General features: G+C 48.6%; 15 protein-coding genes. 8 read left to right on the top strand and 7 right to left on the bottom strand.

Annotation, left to right across the window (positions count from 1 at the left end; all coding sequences use genetic code 11):
- Window positions 1-214 precede the first annotated feature (214 nt).
- Genes BOC67_RS11415 through BOC67_RS11400 form a run of 4 tightly spaced genes read right to left on the bottom strand, consistent with a single transcriptional unit; the run spans window position 215 to window position 3,785 of the window.
- Window positions 215-808 carry an HAD family hydrolase gene (locus BOC67_RS11415; protein ID WP_291910355.1) on the bottom strand — a complete coding sequence of 198 codons (594 nt, stop codon included), beginning with the start codon at window positions 806-808 and terminating at the stop codon, window positions 215-217.
- Entirely contained in the window at window positions 805-1,536 is a 732-nt protein-coding gene (locus tag BOC67_RS11410) for an SDR family oxidoreductase (RefSeq protein WP_291910352.1), read from the bottom strand. The genes BOC67_RS11415 and BOC67_RS11410 overlap by 4 nt, the downstream gene beginning before the upstream one ends.
- A 30-nt stretch (window positions 1,537-1,566) precedes the next feature.
- Window positions 1,567-2,898 (bottom strand): FAD-binding oxidoreductase, encoded by a 1,332-nt coding sequence (locus BOC67_RS11405; protein WP_291910350.1) that lies wholly within the window; start codon window positions 2,896-2,898, stop codon window positions 1,567-1,569.
- Window positions 2,898-3,785, bottom strand: a complete 888-nt coding sequence (locus BOC67_RS11400; protein WP_291910349.1) for a decaprenyl-phosphate phosphoribosyltransferase — start codon at window positions 3,783-3,785, stop codon at window positions 2,898-2,900. The genes BOC67_RS11405 and BOC67_RS11400 overlap by 1 nt, the downstream gene beginning before the upstream one ends.
- Before the next feature lie 101 nt (window positions 3,786-3,886).
- Between BOC67_RS11400 and BOC67_RS11395 the strand changes: the two genes are divergently transcribed.
- From BOC67_RS11395 to BOC67_RS11380, 4 genes are all read left to right on the top strand, one after another.
- The gene (locus tag BOC67_RS11395) at window positions 3,887-5,530 is read left to right on the top strand and encodes a hypothetical protein (RefSeq protein WP_291910348.1); all 1,644 of its coding nucleotides are present in this window, start codon (window positions 3,887-3,889) and stop codon (window positions 5,528-5,530) included.
- Window positions 5,531-6,016: 486 nt separating this feature from the next.
- Entirely contained in the window at window positions 6,017-6,634 is a 618-nt protein-coding gene (locus BOC67_RS11390; RefSeq protein WP_291910346.1) for an ABATE domain-containing protein, read from the top strand.
- Window positions 6,634-7,530, top strand: a complete 897-nt coding sequence (locus BOC67_RS11385; protein ID WP_291910345.1) for an EamA family transporter — start codon at window positions 6,634-6,636, stop codon at window positions 7,528-7,530. The genes BOC67_RS11390 and BOC67_RS11385 overlap by 1 nt, the downstream gene beginning before the upstream one ends.
- A gap of 165 nt (window positions 7,531-7,695) precedes the next feature.
- A complete protein-coding gene (locus tag BOC67_RS11380) occupies window positions 7,696-9,876 on the top strand; it encodes a bifunctional alpha,alpha-trehalose-phosphate synthase (UDP-forming)/trehalose-phosphatase (RefSeq protein ID WP_291910342.1) in 2,181 nt (726 codons plus the stop codon).
- Between the two features lie 80 nt (window positions 9,877-9,956).
- On the opposite strand, the gene BOC67_RS11375 is transcribed toward BOC67_RS11380, so the two are convergent.
- Window positions 9,957-11,738: a glycoside hydrolase family 15 protein gene (locus tag BOC67_RS11375; RefSeq protein WP_291910341.1), complete on the bottom strand. Its 1,782-nt coding sequence runs from the start codon at window positions 11,736-11,738 to the stop codon at window positions 9,957-9,959.
- A gap of 167 nt (window positions 11,739-11,905) precedes the next feature.
- Between BOC67_RS11375 and glk the strand changes: the two genes are divergently transcribed.
- From glk to BOC67_RS11360, 3 genes are all read left to right on the top strand, one after another.
- A complete protein-coding gene (gene glk / locus BOC67_RS11370) occupies window positions 11,906-12,958 on the top strand; it encodes a glucokinase (protein ID WP_291910340.1) in 1,053 nt (350 codons plus the stop codon).
- 258 nt (window positions 12,959-13,216) lie between these two features.
- On the top strand, window positions 13,217-14,467 hold the full coding sequence (locus BOC67_RS11365; protein WP_291910339.1) for a site-specific integrase: 1,251 nt from the start codon (window positions 13,217-13,219) through the stop codon (window positions 14,465-14,467).
- Window positions 14,468-14,592: 125 nt separating this feature from the next.
- A complete protein-coding gene (locus tag BOC67_RS11360) occupies window positions 14,593-15,156 on the top strand; it encodes a hypothetical protein (RefSeq protein ID WP_291910338.1) in 564 nt (187 codons plus the stop codon).
- A gap of 177 nt (window positions 15,157-15,333) precedes the next feature.
- Here the strand turns inward: BOC67_RS11360 and BOC67_RS11355 are convergent, their stop codons facing one another.
- Together BOC67_RS11355 and BOC67_RS11350 are read right to left on the bottom strand one after the other, a co-directional pair.
- On the bottom strand, window positions 15,334-15,585 hold the full coding sequence (locus BOC67_RS11355; protein ID WP_291910714.1) for a helix-turn-helix domain-containing protein: 252 nt from the start codon (window positions 15,583-15,585) through the stop codon (window positions 15,334-15,336).
- A gap of 26 nt (window positions 15,586-15,611) precedes the next feature.
- Window positions 15,612-15,908, bottom strand: coding sequence for a helix-turn-helix domain-containing protein (locus BOC67_RS11350; RefSeq protein ID WP_291910337.1), 297 nt, complete (start codon window positions 15,906-15,908; stop codon window positions 15,612-15,614).
- An 815-nt stretch (window positions 15,909-16,723) separates the two neighbouring features.
- On the opposite strand from BOC67_RS11350, the gene BOC67_RS11345 reads away from it, so the two are divergent.
- Complete coding sequence (locus BOC67_RS11345) at window positions 16,724-16,993, top strand: hypothetical protein (protein WP_291910336.1); 270 nt, start codon at window positions 16,724-16,726, stop codon at window positions 16,991-16,993.
- The last annotated feature ends 68 nt before the right edge of the window (window positions 16,994-17,061 follow it).

The following is a 17,061-nucleotide window of genomic DNA, read 5'->3' as shown; positions in this document are numbered from 1 at the left end:
CGGGGAGTGGTTGCTCGCAGCGAGTTGTTGCTCGCAAAGTGACATAAGGGGCAAAGATGCAAAGGAGTTTATGTCTTTTTTTAAGTCAGATGATAATCCTTTGCGTCTTAAAGCTCTTACGCGCCTTTGCGAGAAATATTCAGTCAAATGTTAATCCTTTGCGTCTTACGCAACCTTACGCCTCTTTGCGAGAAACTACCCTCTTTGCGAGAAACTACCCGCGGAAGGGTTTAAACGACGCCTTATCGCCCGCCAGCGCCAGCATAGGCAGGTCGCCCGCACTATCCCCATAGGCATATATTACCCTGTAACTCTCCAGTTTGAATTCCTGCCTGATCCGCTTCACTTTTTCTTCTCCATTACAATTGATTCCCAGCAGCCTGCCGGTGATCATTTCATTTGCTACTTCCATTTCGGAGCCGATGCATTGTATGCCCATTTTCCGGCACCAGGGTTCCACCCAGTAGCGGGGCGAGGCGGTTACCACGACAACTTTGCTGCCGTTTTGCTGGTGCTGCTGAATGGTAGCCAGGGCTTTTTCCCGCAGCAGTTTAGGCAGCGCGATGGCGCAGAAGTCCTCGCAACCCCGGCGAAACGCTTCCTCTTTCATGTTCGCGAAGAAGTGGGTGAGTACACGTTCCTTCATTTCCTGGGCGGGAATGCGTTTCAGCTTAAATGCCACCAGCGCCGGCAGTAGCCGGAGTACGCCGGTGTACATGGCAAAGCTGCCTTTCTGGTATCGGATGATCTGCCAGAGGGTGTCTTTGGTGGTAATAGTACCGTCGAAGTCAAAGAAGGAAATGATCACAGTTTCAACTTTTTAAAGATGCCTTCGGGAATATTCCGGATGATGAGCATGATGTATTTCCAATGCCATTTCACGTAGAGGACGTTCTTCTTTTTGCGGATGCCGTTGTACACCGCTTTGGCCACGGCTTCCGGTTGCGCTGTGAGCAGCGGCGGGAGCGTGAGGTGTTGGGTCATGCGGGTGTTGACGAAACCCGGTTGAATGGATATAACGTGTACGCGTGCATGAAAAAGCCGGTTCCGTAGTCCGCTGAGGTAGGCGGTGAAGCCTGCTTTGGCGCTGCCGTAGATGTAATTGCTCATGCGGCCCCGCTCTCCGGCTACGGAGCTGATGCCGGCAATGAGGCCGCTGCCCCGTTGCGCATAGGCTTCCGCCACGATGTTGAGGATGCTGACGGCCCCGGTGTAATTGGTATGGATAATGCGGGCCGCTTCCGACCAGTCGCGCTGCGCTTTTTCCTGGTCGCCCAGGTAGCCAAACACGCAGATGGTGATATCCGGCACGGCAGGCAATGAAGCGAAGAAAGCGGCATGGGAATCAAATGCCGCCGCATCGAAATCATGTACAGAGGCGGTGACATTGTAACGTATCTGGAGATCCTGCTGTAGCGGAACGAGGGCGTTGCCGCTACGCGCGGCCAGTTGAATATCGTATTGATGGGAGGCGTATTCGCGCGCTATGGCCATAGCCATATCGGAACCCGCACCCAGTATTAAGACAGATGGCATGGGAGTACGAGGTGTTTGGTTAGTAGGTAATTATTTCGTCAGCGCCAGGCGCTCGGATTGTAACGAGGTAAAGGTATTGTTGTGGTTATACTGTTTTACGATGGCGGCAAATTTCTCCGCGTTGGGGTAGCTCTTCCAGAACACCTCCTGCTTCATGCGCGCATCTTTGGAGAGGTACAGGCGGCCGCCGTACTGCAGCACTATTTCGTCCAGCTCATCGAGAAAGTCGAACAGGCCTTTGCGCACGGGGAAGTCCAGCGCCAGGGTATAGCCTTCCATGGGGAAGGAAATGAGGCTGTCCTGGTTGCCGAATACCTTCAGCACGGCGAGGAAAGAACCCCAGCCTTTATCGCTGATGCGTTGCAGGATTTTCACCAGGCCGTCCTTGTGTTCCAGGGGAAGTACAAACTGGTATTGTACGAAGCCTGCCTTGCCGTAGCCGCGGTTCCAGTGCAGGATGGCGTCCAGGGGGTAGAAGAAAGGCTCGTAAGGGACTACATTATTGATTTCGCGTTTGAGATTTTTATTGTAGTACAGCCAGTTGAATATCTTAACAGTCAGGGTGTTAAGTATAAAGGAGGGGAGGTTGAACGGTACCGTCAGTTTACGTTTAGCCGGCAGCGTGAGTGGGGCCTGCCGTTGTTTGGCGGTGAGCTCCTCCGGTTTGGCATGTTCCCCTACGATGAGGATGCTGCGGCCGAAGGCGTCGCCTTTCTTGAGGCAGTCGATCCAGGCCATGGAGTAGGTATAATGTTTATACTCCTCGAACAGGCGGATGACGTCTTCCAGGTTTTTGGCCTTGATCTGTGTTTGTTTGATATAGGCCGTTTCAATTTTTTTGAGGTCGAACTTCACGCGTGTAACCACTCCCGTTAGTCCCATACCGCCGCAGGTAGCCCAGAAGAGGTCCGGGTTTTTGTCCGGCGCACAGGTAATGGTATTGCCATCGCCGGTGATCACGTCCATATCAATGATATGATTGGAGAAGGCGCCATCCACGTGGTGGTTCTTCCCGTGTACATCGGAGGCAACGGCGCCGCCCACGGTAATGAATTTGGTGCCTGGGGTAATAGGAAGAAACCATCCTTTGGGCACGATGATATCGAGGATCTGGTCCAGCGTAACGCCGGCCTGGGTTTCCAGGATACCGTTTGCCGTGTCGAACTGCAGGATCTTATCGTACCGGAGCATGGAGATGCTATGCTTGCCCAGAGAGGCATCGCCATAGCAGCGGCCGTTGCCACGGGCAATCAAATCCTTATGATTGCTCACAAAGGTACGCAGCTGATCTTCCTGCGTAAAGCTCGTTTCTTCACTGGCGATAGCGGGGTAGTTGCCCCAATTTGCTAACCGTTTTTGCATTATTCAAAAAATGTAACGTTAGTGGGTAAATAAATTAAAACATAAAAACTCAGGACCCACAGGAAAATGGTTAATTGAATAAAACGGTCTTTATATAGGATCTTGGTGGGAGAACCAGTGTTGTTCTCCACGTAGGTTATTTGCAAATATCGTAATAATCCTCCAATAACAAAAAGGGAGGTATAATAGAGGCGATAGGTATTGAAACGGATCTGCGTTTCGGGCGACATGGTGTACATCAGGTAGGCCACGATGATCACTGCGGAAACCAGCGCCAGCATCACGTTCATGAAATCGAGGTTATAGCCTTTGGCGGCCTTGCGCATTTCCTGGCCGGAGCTGAGCTTGATAAGTACGTCGTCCCGGCGTTTGGCGATTGCCATAAAGAGGGCGAGGAGGAAGACCATGATCATCAGCCATTCGGACATAGCCACTTCGCTGGCGATGCCGCCGGCTTTTACGCGGAGAACGAAACCAATGGCGAGTATAATGATATCCAGGATGGAAATATGTTTTAATCCAAAGGAGTAGAGGAGGTTTAATACAAAATATATGGCGACCACGAAAGCGAACTTTTGCCGTACATAGTAGGCGAGGCCCAGGCCTACCACTACGCAAAGGCCGAACAGTATCAGCGCCGCGGTTTTGGATACCTCTCCGGAGGCGAGCGGGCGTTTGCATTTCACGGGATGCTTTTTATCCGCTTCAATGTCCTGGTAGTCGTTAATGATGTAAATGCTGCTGGCGGTAAGACTAAATGCGATGAATGCTACGATCAGTTCGGCAATCTTTCCAAGGTTGAATAACTCACCGGCAAAGAACAGCGGTATAAACAAGAAGGCATTTTTAGCCCAGTGCTTGGGGCGCAGTAACTTAAGATATTTCATCGGGGGACAAATATTGACGAGCCAAGATACAATTTTATCTATTATTTTTGACCCCGTTATTGTTACCAATTGATTATTAGAGAGAATCCCAAAGTATATCTATGTCGCATTTATCCCTGGAATCCCGCCGCTGGGCGTTGATGGAAGTACTGCTTATTGTTGGCTTCGCGTTGATCCCGTTGTTCATGACTTTTCCTTATCGAGTTAACATCTTTCTGACCTGGGAAGGCGCTTACAGGATTTCGCAGGGGCAGGTTCCCTTCAAGGATTTCGGGGCGCCGCTGGGCTATGGCTTTTGGATAATTCCTGCGCTGTTCATGAAAATATTTGGCGTTCAGCTGGTTACGCTGGTCAAGGCGCAGGTGTTGCTGAACATCCTAGCAGGACTATCGTTTACGGCTATACTGAAAACGCTGGGGGTAAGGCCGGGGCTGCGACTGATCAGCATCCTGTTGTTTATCATCTCTTATAGCTTGTCTAACTTCTGGCCCTGGTACAACCATACGGTCATTGTATATGAGCTGGCGGGCCTGGCTTTTTTGCTGAAGGGGTTATTCATAGATACCAGGTTATCAAGATGGGTATTTTTGGGGGTGGCTGCATTTTTCCTCTTCCTGTCTTTTTTCACGAAGCAGGATGGGGGCGCGTTGGGATTACTGATTGCGCTGGCGATCATGTTATATAATGTCATCATTACCCGCCGTTGGGCGGACCTGCTGGTATTTTTTGGGGCTTACCTCGGGATTGCCCTGGCGGTGATACTGCCGCTGCAGCCGGGCTTCAGTTACTGGTTTAATCATGGGCAGCCTCCGCATAGCTCAAGGATTGACCTTTATGATATCTTCAACGAGGTGATGACCTACTCGGTATGGATTAAGGCTTACCTGGCGCTGGTGGTGTTCAGTGTAGTCGCCGGCGTTAGTGACTGGCGTGTATGGCTGACCGATAGGAAGCAGGTTACTTTTACCCTGCTCACCCTGGGGATACTGGCGGAAGCGGCCATCTTCCAGATCACCAGTTATACCCCGCCGGACAATAATATCTTTTTCCATGCCTTCAGCTTTGCCTTCATTGCCCATCAGTTATGTACCAAGCTGCAGTACCGGACGGAAACCTGGCAATTCGTACTGCCGGGTACGTTATTGGTGTTGCTGTGGTGGTCCGGCAGTTACTGGAAATATGCGGACAGGCTGGTGGAACGGGTTTTCGGCCATCAGCTGGCGGTAGCCAAAAACAGTACTACGGGGGAGAATGTAGTGTCCCGTCATAATTATATGATCATCAGGCCGGATACTTCCTTTGTGGATGAGCCGGTGGGGCAATGGATCTTTACCGATATACCGGTGTTTAAAAAGATGTATATGCCAGCATCCACGGTGGAGGGCATACAAAAGATATTGGAGCTGCCGGTGGTGCAGGACCGGGGCGCGGCATTGAAAGTGCTGAATATGTCAGAGTTGACCCCGCTGGCTGCAGCGATGCCGTACCAGTTGGAAACGGGGCCGGATATCCCGTTATGGCATCACCTGGGAGTAGGGATGTTTAACCGGCAGTTGAAAGCGTATGAGGAAAAGGTGCGTGCGCATTATTATGACCTGATCATTTATGAGTATGCGCCGTTATTGAATAACTTTTATCCGTTTGCATTGCGGCAAGTTTTGAAAGACAATTATCGCCAGGTAGATACCTTTTTGGCGCCACGCCGGCCGACAAATGCGACGATTGAAGTGTATGTGAAACCCTAGCAATGTGTCGTGTAATTTGGCGTCATTTGTCGGGCTTTTGAAAAGTGACGTATAATTTTGCGACAAATGGCAGGAGCGAAAAGATACAAAAGAGAAGGAGGGAAACGCCATTCGTATTGTTAAAAAAGTTAAACTATTGAACTGTTAAATGGCCGCCGACACATAAAAATATTTTTTAACTTTATTGAATTTTATATATGTATATTGCATTCCGGTCTACCCGTCCGGGATGCATTTTTTTTTTCGGCATACCGCATCTCGCCCAGTGGTGAATTTACTATGAGTTACCCCGGGAAAACGGCATATCTCTCCCTAAAAAAATTAAAATTAATTTATTGATTTTTAAATGATTGATGTTGACCATTTAAACTATCGTTTCAGTTAAGGATTTACCCGTTTTTTACCTCATTTTTTATTAACCAGTAAAATAACTTTTACTGGTTAAAACTTCTTCGTATATTCACAATATCATCAAACAGTTATGCCATGAGTGCCAGTCATCCCATCACTTCCCTCCGGTTGGACGGTGGTATCCTTTGCCTCGATTTTTGCAATACCGTCAGCAACCGGAAGAAGCCGGACCCGGGGGATTACCTGAGCGGTTTCCGGGACCTGACTGCCTGGTACGACCACATTAAAGGCATGCCGGCAAAAAGTATCCAGGCACTGGAAAGGATGGCCCGCGACTTTCCCGCCAAGGCGACGCAGGTGTTTGATAAAAGCATTCAGCTCCGGGAATTGCTATACCGCGTGTTCAGTACGATTGCAAAAAACCGGCAGCCGGACCCGGGGGATCTGGCGGGGTTGACCGTCTATATCTCGGACGCCTATACGAACATTTCCCTGGATTGGGATAAGCAGCAGCGGGTGGTGAGGCCGGATTTCAACGCGCCGGCCATGGAGCAGGTGAACTGGCGTATTGCCGCCTCCGCGCTGGAACTGCTGTCCGGCCCCCGGCTCGGACAAGTGAAGGAATGCCCGTCCTGCGGATGGCTGTTCCTGGATAAGAGTCGCAACGGCTCCCGCCGCTGGTGCAGCATGAGTACCTGCGGCGATGTACATAAGGTTACCCGATTCCAACAACGTCATAAAAAGAAACCCTGATGAACAACGATAAGCCCGTTACTACCCAAACCTTCATATACCTGTTGGCGGTATATATTATATGGGGTTCCACTTACCTCGGATTGAAAGTGGCTACGGAAACGACGCCTGCCTTCTTCCTGTCCAGCGCCCGGTTCTTCCTGGCGGGGCTGCTGCTCCTGGCCATAGGCCGCTGGAGGGAGAAAGTTCTCCCGAACAGGCAACAGCTGGGCAATGCTGTTTTCGTAGGGATATTACTGATAGGCATTGGTAATACGACGGTGGCCCTGGCCGTGCATTATATGCCATCCGGACTGGTAGCGCTGCTCGTGGCAGCTATGCCTGCCTGGTTTATGGTGCTGGACTGGGCATTCTTCTCCCGGAAAAAACCCAGCGCAACTACCTTGCTGGGGATAGCCGTCGGATTCGGCGGTTTGTTCCTGCTGTTTAACCCGTTTGGGAATCAACACGTTGAGTCGTTCCCGTTATGGCCGGTGCTGATCGTCATCCTGGGTAATATCTGCTGGGCGGTGGGTTCCTTACTGGTGCAACGCTGGCCCATGCCGGCGCAGATTACCAGTACCGCCATCCAGATGCTGGCCGGCGCTGCGTTCGCACTGGTGGTTAGCCTGGTATTGGAAACGGACCAGGTAGGATCGTTCCTGCGGATGACTCACCGGGGATGGCTCGCCTACGGCTACCTTGTATTCATCGGCAGCCTCGTGGGGTACACTTCCTACAGTTGGCTGGCCCGTAATGCGCCGCCGCGGCTTACTTCTACCTATGCCTATATTAATCCTGTGGTCGCGCTCTTCCTGGGATGGGCCATCGGGCACGAGAGCATTACCTCCATGGTGGCCATTGCTTCGGCGATTGTAGTGGGAGGGGTGGTGCTGATGACGCTGGGGAAGAAGTAAGATCTATTTTAGGTGATGGAGTGGACGCCGCCAGGCGAAGAAAAGGGCTGATCATGATAGGAAGAACGAAGTCTTTAGCCGCCAGGCCATTTTGCAGGTACGTTTATTGCGCTGTTTATGCAGTTTCCCGAGAACGTATTTTGAAAATGGATATATGATAAGACTATGAGAAAAACTATTATTGTATCGAACAGATTGCCGGTTAAGATCATGGAACAGGACGGCGACTACGTCCTGCAGGCGAGTGAAGGAGGGCTGGCAACCGGTTTAGGCTCTATTTACAGGGAAGGAAATAATATTTGGATAGGGTGGCCCGGCCAGGAAATCTCCGATAGCAGGCAGCAGGAGAAAGTTACCACCCAGCTCCGGCAGATGAACCTGATGCCCGTATTCCTTACCGAAGAAGAAATTAATAATTATTACGAGGGCTTCTCCAATGAGACACTGTGGCCAGTTTTCCACTATATGTCCGTTTATGCCCGCTATGAACAAACCTACTGGGATGCCTATTACCAGGTAAATAAAAAATTCCGGGATATTGTTTTATCCGTTGCCGAACAAGGCGACACCATCTGGGTGCAGGATTACCAGCTGCTGCTGTTGCCGGGCATGATCCGGGCCGAGTTACCGGAAATCTCCATTGGCTTCTTCCAGCACATTCCATTCCCTTCGTTTGAACTCTTCCGGCTCATCCCATGGCGTACCGAAATCCTGGAAGGGATGCTCGGGGCGGACCTGATGGGCTTCCATACCTTCGACGATACCCGTTATTTCCTTGAGGCGGTGAGTCGGCTCCTGCCGGCGAAAACTACCGCCAACGTGGTGACCTACAACGATCGCGCAATAGTGGTGGAAACCTTCCCCATGGGTATTGACGATAAGAAGTACAGCGAAATGGGGCAGGACCCGCAGGTGCTGGCCAACATCCAGCAGCTGAGGGAGACTTTCAAAACGGAGAAGATGATCCTCTCCATTGACCGGCTGGATTACAGCAAAGGCATACTGCAACGGCTACACGCTTTTGAACTGCTGCTGCAAATGTACCCGGAGTACGTGGGCAAGGTGGTATTATATATGATCGTTGTGCCATCCCGGGATACGGTACCGCAGTACAAGCAGCTCCGGGAGGAAATTGACCGCAAGGTAGGGCATATCAACGCGAAGTTCCGCACGCTTAGCTGGCACCCGGTGCAGTACTTTTACCGGAGCTTCCCGATGGATATGCTTTCCGCCCTGTACAACTTCGCGGACATTTGCCTGGTGACGCCCATGCGCGACGGGATGAACCTCGTCAGCAAGGAATATGTTGCCAGTCGCAATAAAGAGGACGGGGTCCTGATCCTCAGCGAGATGGCGGGGGCCAGCCGGGAATTGATTGACGCCATCATCGTCAACCCCAACAACATCGGGGCTATCATGACGGCCATTATGGAGGCGGTGAATATGCCGCTGGACGATCAGCAGCGCCGGATGAAAGCCATGCGGCAGGTGGTGTCCAAATTCAATATCCATCACTGGGTGAAACTGTTTATGGACCGGCTGAAGGAAGTCAACACCATGCAGCAGAACATGCTGGCCCGCCGTGTGAGCCCGGAAACGGCCATGTATATACGACAGGAGTACCGCAAAGCAGCGCAACGCATTATTTTCCTGGATTACGACGGTACGCTTGTAGGGTTCCAGGCCAATATAGACCAGGCTTCGCCTGACCCGGACCTTTACCAGTTGTTACGGGAGCTGGCCAGCATTCCGGGAAACCGGATTGTCATGATTTCAGGCCGGAATCATGATACGCTGGGGAAGTGGTTCGGGCATATGCCGCTAGACCTCGTGGCCGAACACGGCGCCTGGCAAAAGACCAAGGACGGGGACTGGTTCCAGCTGCCGGGGCTCAGCGATAAATGGAAGCAGGAGATATTGCCGCTGATGGAGATGATGACGGACCGTACGCCCGGTTCGTTCATTGAAGAGAAAAGCTTTTCGCTGGTGTGGCACTACCGCAAGGTGGAAGCCGGCCTGGGCGATCTGCGCGCCAATGAGCTGATGGCCACTCTCCGGTATTACACACAGGAGAAAGGACTGCAGATCCTGCCCGGGGATATGGTCATAGAAGTGAAGAACGTGGAGATCAACAAGGGCAAAGCTGCGCTCAGCTGGCTGCTGGAAGGTTCCTATGATTTCATCATGGCCATGGGCGATGATGTAACGGACGAGGATATCTTTAAGGACCTGCCCCTGGAATCCTATACGATCAAGGTGGGTAGCCAGGTTTCGGCTGCGCGCTATTACCTGCGGAGCTTCCATGAGGTGAGGCATTTTTTGCGAACGTTAAAAAGTAATAAGTAAGGGAAAGGCCAGTGGGTATGCCACTGGCCTTTTTGTTTTTGGCGAAATGCGGTAGGGGATGGCCTGGTATGCTCGTTTCATTACAGGAATATCGGCACGTCCAGTTTCATTGCAATCCGGTAGGCGGCATTCATCAAACCCACATGGCTATACGCTTGCGGGAAGTTGCCCCACTGGCTGCCATTGCCGGATTCCACGTCCTCGCTGAAGAGCAGGAGGTGGTTGCTGTATTGGAGCAGCCTTTCAAATTCGCGCTGCGCGTCGTCGAGCCGGCCTACGCAGGCGAGGGCTTCCACGTACCAGAAGGCGCAAACGAGGAAGGTGGCTTTGGGTTTCCCGAAGTCGTCCGAATGGAGGTAGCGGTAAAACAGGCCGTCTTCCGTTTTGAGCTCTTTTTCGAGGGCCGCCAGGTGATCCTTCGCCCGTTGTGAATTCGGGTCCAGGTAGTTCATCATGATCAGCTGTAAGGTGCTGGCGTCCAGGTGTTTGCTGCCGGCGGCATTCGTATATACTTTACGTTCAGGATCGTAGCAGCTTTCGATATGTGCGGCGGCCCGTTCTTTCAGGGCGATGGCGCGTTTCATGAGGTCCTCGTTGTGGATGGTGCGGGCCATTTTTTCCGCGGCGCAGCAGCCGGCCCACTGGAAGAGGTTCGTATAGCAGTGCACGTTAGCCATGTTGCGGAATTCCCATATGCCGGCGTCCTTTTCGTCGATGGTGCGTTCTATTTTTTGCAGCAGGAGGTTGAGCCAGCGGGCGGAGTCCTTCCGTTCGGTGAAAATAAAACGGTGGTCCGTATAGAGCGGGAGCATGGAAATCAGTACCTGTCCGTATATATCATTCTGGATATGTTCGTATGCCTGGTTGCCGATGCGCACCGGCTGGTTGCCCAGGTAGCCATCCAGGTGAGGGAGGATGGTTTCCACCAGGTTCTTTTTGCCGGTAATGCCATAGAGGGGCTGGTAGCGGAAATCGCCCGAGAAGGAGATGTCCGTAATATACCCGAAGTAGCGCTCCATTTCCTCAAAGTGACCGATGTGATTGAGCGCGGTTATAATATAATAGGTATCGCGCATCCAGCAGTAGCGGTAATCCCAGTTGCGGCCGGAGTCCATATACTCCGGCAGGCTGGTGGTGCTGGCGGCGATGATGGCGCCGGTATCCTCATACTGGTGAATTTTCAGGGTGAGGGCGGAGCGGATGACATAAGGCTGGAAGTAGTTGGCGATGGAGGACTGTTTAATCCAGCTGCGCCAGTAGAGGGTCGTTTCCCGGACGAAGCGCTCGGCCGTGCTTTCCAGCGGCGCTTCCAGCGGGTGGCCGTAGGTAAGGAGCAGGTAGCGGGTATCGTTCAGGACGAACAGCTCTTCGTCTATAATATAATTGATTGCGATATTGGTAGTGAGGCGGATGCGTTCTTCGCAGCCTATGAATTCGATATGGCTGCTGCCGCGGAGGGGGGCCAGTTCCCGGGAGCCGTAATCGCAAACGGGCCGGCACTTCACTTTAATACGGGGCGCGCCTTCGATGGGTTCCACCTTGCGGATCAGCATGAGGGGCTTGAAGAAGCGTTCGTACTGGATGAAGCGGGGCGCCACGTCGGTAATGCGGTAGCTGCCTTCGGCGGTGGTGATTTCCGTGCAGAGGATATTGGTATTCTCCATATAATATTGGTGAGAGGTATAATGCCCCTCGGGCAATATGGAAAATTCGCCGCCCTTTTGTTTGTCCAGCAAGCCGCCGAACAGGAAAGTACTGTCCATACGCGGCCAGCAGAGCCAGTCAATGTTGGTGTTGAGATTTACATGTGCGATATAAGCGCAGTTTCCGATAATGCCAGTCTTGTAGGTATGTCTTTCCATATGATCAGGTTGGATATGAAAGCTTTAATCAAATACATTTCTCTCGCAAAAATTGTTCTGTTTGCAAATGATGTTCCACAAAATGAGGTGCGGGCTGATTTTTGCAATATTTTGGGAACTCAGTTTCGGTGAATAATCGCTATTTTTAATTCCAAGATTTTCGAACGATGACGCAGCAATTGAAAAAGCAGCAATACCTTCCGGCTTTTCCGGAGGCGGACCATACGACGGAGAAGATATACCTGCTGGCAGGCGACCTGGGCGGTACTAAAACCAATCTGGCGCTTTACAGCGCTATTGATGGGGAGTTAGATATTGTCAGGGAGAAGACTTATGTGTCCCGTGATTATGAAAATATCACGGATATGTTCGTGAATTTCCTGGCAGAAAGCCGGGATACACCAGTAGAGCGTATATGCATTGGTGTTGCAGGACCTGTGTTCAACGGTACGGTGCAGCTGACTAATTTATCACGGGAGCTGACGACCGGGGAAATCCGCCAGGCGACGGGCGTGGAGCTGGTGGCCCTGATCAACGACCTGGAAGCGACGGCTTACGGGCTGGCAACCTTATCGCCGGAGCATATCACGACGCTGCACCGTGGCGAAGGGAGTCGCAAAGGCAATATGGCGATCATAGCGCCGGGTACGGGATTGGGTATGGCCGGCCTTTACTGGGACGGGCAGCATCACCATCCGTTTGCGTCGGAAGGAGGGCATTCTGATTTTGCTGCGCGCAATGATGTAGATATTAAGTTGTTGAAATACCTGCAGGAGAAATACGAGATAGCGAGTTGGGAGCGGGTAATATCCGGTCCTGGAATTTATGATATCTATGTGTTTTTGAGGGATGTGATGGGCTATGAGGAAAGCAGTAGTTTAAGGGAAGCGATCCTGAAGGGGGATAAGTCGGCCGTGATCAGTAAATCCGCCCTGATGGCGGATGCCAGCATTACGAAGAAGACGATGGAGTTATTTGTGAGATACCTGGCCCGTGTGTCTGCGGATCTGGCGTTGAAGTACAAATCTACCGGGGGGATATTCCTGGGCGGTGGTATTCCGCCAAAGATTGCGCCCCTGTTGGAGACCGGCGAGTTTTACAATCATTATATACAGGGGGACAGGATGGCGGAGTTACTTTCCGGTGTGCCTATTCATATTGTAAATAATGATAAGGCAGCGCTTTGGGGTGCAGCCTATTACGCACAACTTTTAAAATAAATTTTCAGTAAAAATACATCAAAGATTAAAAACAGGTAAAACGGTTGTAAATAAAGGCTTTACAGCCGTTTTATGATTTTTTGGTAATGAGGTAAAAAGCAGAAAAAAGCAACGATTGGCAAAAGTAAGGTTACTAAAACGTTACTTTTAAATATTAGAAACAATCGTTTTAAAATACTGTATTTCAACTTTTTGCACATTTTTTCATATTGTTCCGTAGCTCACATAGGTTTAATTTTATCATTAAGAATTGTGAGTATGGAAACTACAAAAAAATCAACGTTTAAGGTATTGTTTTACCTTAAAAAGAATGCCCCAAAGAAAAACGGAAAAGTTACGGTTATGTGCAGGATTACCGTAAACGGCAAACAGTCTGCATTCATTACAAAGCTGGATATTTCCGCAATGAATTGGGATTTGAAGTACGGCAGGGTTTTAGGAAAAAGCCGAGAAGCCCAGGATGTGAACGGCAAACTTGACAAGATACGTTTGGGTATTGAGGAGTGCTATTCCAAAATCCTGAAAAACGAGGGAGCGGTAAACAGTGCGAAACTTAAAAATGCCTTTCTCGGTATGGAAAGCGGAGAGCTGACCTTTTTCAAATTCTACGAACAGTTCCTGTCCGACTATGAGAAAAAGGTCGATAGCGGACTTCGGGTTATCGGAACACGCAGGAAGTACAAAACGCTTTTAAAGCACCTGCGGAATTTTGCACTTACAAAATACGGCTATTCTGATGTATCGTTTAACGACCTTACCCCTGATTTTGTACAGGACTTTGATTACTACCTGCGTGATGACCAGAGTTTAACCCACAACACCATTTGGCTGTATATGATTGGTTTTACCACGCTATGCCGATTGGCAATGAGCAGAAAGCATCTTGCCTTTAATCCATTCAGCGAATACAAGAATACCAAAAAGGACAAAGACAGGGGCTATCTGTTGCGCAATGAGCTGGAACAGCTTGTAACGTTCAACTGCAACATAAAAAAAGACGAGTTGGTTAAAGACCTGTTTGTTTTCAGTTGCTTTACAGGGCTTTCCTATTCGGATATGAAAGGGCTTAAAAACAACAACATCCAAGATTTCTTTGACGGTAACAGGTGGATTATCGTACGCAGGAAGAAAACGGCTACATCGTCAAACGTGATGCTGTTGGATATTCCTAAAATGATTATCGAGAAATATGCAGGATTATCAAAGGACGGCAAGGTATTTCCCGTACCCTCAAACACGGTCTGCAATGATAGTTTGAAACGAATATCCAAACAAATAGACTGCCTTAAAGAGAAGAAAGTAACTTTTCATTTGGCACGCCATACATTTGCCACCCTATTTTTAAGCGAGGGCGTTCCACTTGAAAGTTTGAGCAAAATGTTAGGACATAAAAACATTGCCACTACACAGATTTACGCCAAGATACTCAACGAGAAAGTCGGAAAAGATATGCAAAAAGTATCGCACAAATTTAAGAGTTTGGAACGCTCTTTTGTTTCGCAACTCTAAAACCTATAAAGCAATCAGGGAAAGTCAATGTTATAAGCATTGGCTTTTTTTGTACTTTAGCTATTTATAAAAATTAGTAAACTTAGACACCAGTAAATCAACAGACTGACAATAGAAAATAAAATATGGCTTTGACAATTTCAATAATATCTCTACTCATTTCGGGACTGACTTTTTGGTTGACACGTGTTCGGAAAGGACACTTAAAAATGACACGACCATCAATGATTTGCTTTGTAGGACAAAATGGAAATGACGAGCCTAAAATAGTTCTCAGGACTTTACTTTATGCCACAGCCGAACAAGGACAATATATTCAAAATATGTTCGTCAAGATTTTTAGAGCAGAAACTATACAAAATTTTAATGTTTGGGCTTATGACGACAAAGGAATAGTTCGTGGAAGCGATTTATTTGCAAGTAAGACAGGGGTATCGCTTTATCATCATTTTTTACTTCCTAAAAATGAACAATGGGTTTTTGTTGCAGGAGAATACAGACTTGAAGTGTATGCGGATTTAGTTAACAGGACAACGAAAAAAATATTTGAACAAAAACTATTATTGACAAACGAGCAAGCAGATGACATAAAACAAGGACGTGCAATATATTTTGACTATGCACCAAACGCAGGACAATATATTTCACATTCTGACAATAGAACGAATGACAGAAAAAACGCCTTATAAGGGGTTGTGGTAAGAGGGCTGACGTTCAAGCGGTAAAGTTCCTGCGGACTTTACCGCCACTACGCAAAGCACCGTTATCCATAAAATGTAAAAACAGTACAGCCCATCGCTTAAAGCGATGGGCTGTTTCTTTAATTGACCCATACAGTTACAGTTTCAAAATATTCTTTTAATCGGCTAACGCTGATAGTTATCTTCCAACACCCTCACAATATCGCTTTCACGGAAAAGGATTTTCCGTTCGAGCTTGATAAAAGGTATCAGTCCGTCATCTCTATACTGTTGCAACGTCCGTTTGCTGATGTGAAGCATCTCGCAAACCTGTTCGCCTGACAAGTAAATTTCCCCTTGCAATAATGGGTGGAAATATTCCCTGATATACAGCAGTTCGTTTTTGATGCCTACCACAGCCTCGAGCAGGGCAAGCATATCCTCGTTTGAATTTCCAATCTGTTTCATTTCCTTTGCTTTTTTAATTGTTGCTCTCCCTGCATCAGTAATTCCACGTCGGATAATCTGAAATAAGTCTTCCGGTTGATTTGCGTTGCCCCAAGAATACCTTTTGCCCTGTACGTCTGTAACGTTCTTTTGCTGATATTGAGCAGTTGGCAAGCTTCCTGTTGGTCGAGCCATTTCGTTGCCTGTTGCAATGCTTTGTAGGGTGCGGTAATTTCCCCAATCAATAGAGAAACTTCCTTTACTTCCCTGTGCAATGCCTTTAAAATCTGAATGTCTAAAACCGTTATTTCCATACCTAATCAATTTAGACTTCAAAAATATAAGGTACTTATACAGGTCTTTCCAATGTTGCTTTCAGAGGTAGCATTTGGCGTTCAGTTACCAAATTGAATAGTTAAAATGTGTCCAAAAAAGAATAAAAAGGTAGCAAAGATAAAGCGGACACCCACCGCACCGCCCAACCAAAAGCTTACGGCATAATGGCAGGGCAGATAAGGTGGCTTCGCCGGGTTGTTGTGTTGCCCTGCCACCCTTCGGGACTTATTCCGTTTCCTTTTGGTTTTTCCGCCTGTCCGCCTTGATTGAATGGCTTTCTTTTTTTTCTGTTTTTTTCTTTTGGAAACAATTTATGAGGAAGAAACGTACCGTCAAAGTAGCGACTTAAACTTGCCTGCAAGCAAAGGTGTAATCTTGTTTGATTGCGAGCCGTTAGGCTGTCGGTCTTGCATTCTTGCAATCCGGCTATCAGGATTGCAGGAATGTGTGCATTACTGAATGTCGCCCATCTATATACCCTTAAAGACGGGTTGATAGACCTCTTTCTATCAAATCAGATACAAAATATTGCTGGCAGTCAGTGGCACTATTTGGCGTTCATTGGCTTGCGGTGTATCTGTTATTCTTTCCGAAATTTGATACAGGAAATGGGCATTTCCCTTGCTAACTACAATCCGCCTGAAAGAGCGGATTTTTAATATCATCAGATATTGGCAAGTTGTGTTTTGAGCTGCTCGAAATAAATTCCGCTGCTCAAAACCACTTGCCCTTACGCAGGGAGCTAAACCATTTCTCCGAAGTCGAATGGTTGAAAAATTAAAAATGGATTGTTATGGATGGAAATCAAAGAAAAAAATGGAACAAAGGTGGTAGAAAACCGAAGCTGAACCCTGCACAAAACAGGTATATGTTCAGGCTCACCGATGATGAAAACGCCCGATTTTTAGCAATGTTTGAGAAATCAGGTGTGAATACAAAGGCTAAATTCATTACTTCCGTGTTGTTTGGTAAAGAAATAAAGACGGTAAAAGTTGATAAGGCTACAATAGATTACTATATGCGGTTAACCAATTTCCACAGCCAGTTTAGGAGTATGGTGTAGACTTCCCCGAACTTCGGCCATAAGAATTAGAGTTATGAATTGATTCATTAACTTTAATCTTGACCATG

It is taken from the genome of Chitinophaga sp. CB10 (assembly GCA_001870995.2).
GTDB lineage: Bacteria > Bacteroidota > Bacteroidia > Chitinophagales > Chitinophagaceae > Chitinophaga.
This window is presented reverse-complemented; position numbering and strand designations above follow the sequence as displayed.